At 58.7% G+C, this 821-nt stretch carries 1 protein-coding gene; it reads right to left on the reverse strand.

Features of this window, described 5'->3' with window-relative positions; translation table 11 throughout:
• Nucleotides 1-821, reverse strand: an 821-nt coding sequence (locus STRDD11_RS14695; protein WP_241209436.1) for a hypothetical protein, incomplete at both ends; no start/stop codon positions are given.

Consider the following 821-nt stretch of genomic DNA (forward strand, 5'->3'; position numbering starts at 1 on the left):
GCTTGCAGACACCGATGCGCTCGTAGACGCGGACTCACTTGCAGACGTTGATGCACTCTCTGAGGCGGACGTGCTAGCTGATACGGATGCACTGGTGGACGCGGACTCACTTGCAGAGGTCGACGCACTCTCTGAGGCGGACGTGCTTGCGGACACCGACGCACTGGTGGATGCTGACTCGCTCGCTGAAGTTGATGCGCTCACGGACGCGGAGGTGCTAGCCGATACCGATGCACTCGTGGAGGCTGACTCACTCGCAGACGTTGATGCACTCACTGACGCAGACGTACTTGCTGACACAGACGCACTCGTGGAGGCAGACTCGCTCGCTGAAGTTGATGCGCTAACAGATGCAGACGTACTTGCTGATACCGACGCACTGGTTGATGCTGACTCACTTGCAGAGGTTGACGCACTCACTGAAGCTGAGGTGCTTGCGGATACAGACGCACTCGTGGAGGCTGATACGCTCGCCGAAGTTGATGCGCTTTCTGATGCAGACGTACTTGCGGACACTGAAGCACTCGTGGACGCAGACACGCTGGCTGAAGTTGACGCACTTACGCTCGCGGACGTACTTGCGGACACCGACGCACTCGTGGAAGCCGACTCGCTCGCGGAGGTCGACGCACTTACGGATGCGGACGTACTTGCGGACACCGACGCACTCGTAGAGGCTGATACGCTTGCTGAAGTTGATGCACTCTCTGAGGCAGATACGCTCGCAGAGGTTGATGCGCTCACTGAGGCTGAGGTACTTGCGGACACTGATGCACTCGTGGAGGCACTTACACTTGCAGAGGTCGACGCACTCACTGACG

Origin of the sequence: Streptococcus sp. DD11 (assembly GCF_001578865.1) — a bacterium.
Taxonomy (GTDB): domain Bacteria; phylum Bacillota; class Bacilli; order Lactobacillales; family Streptococcaceae; genus Streptococcus; species Streptococcus panodentis.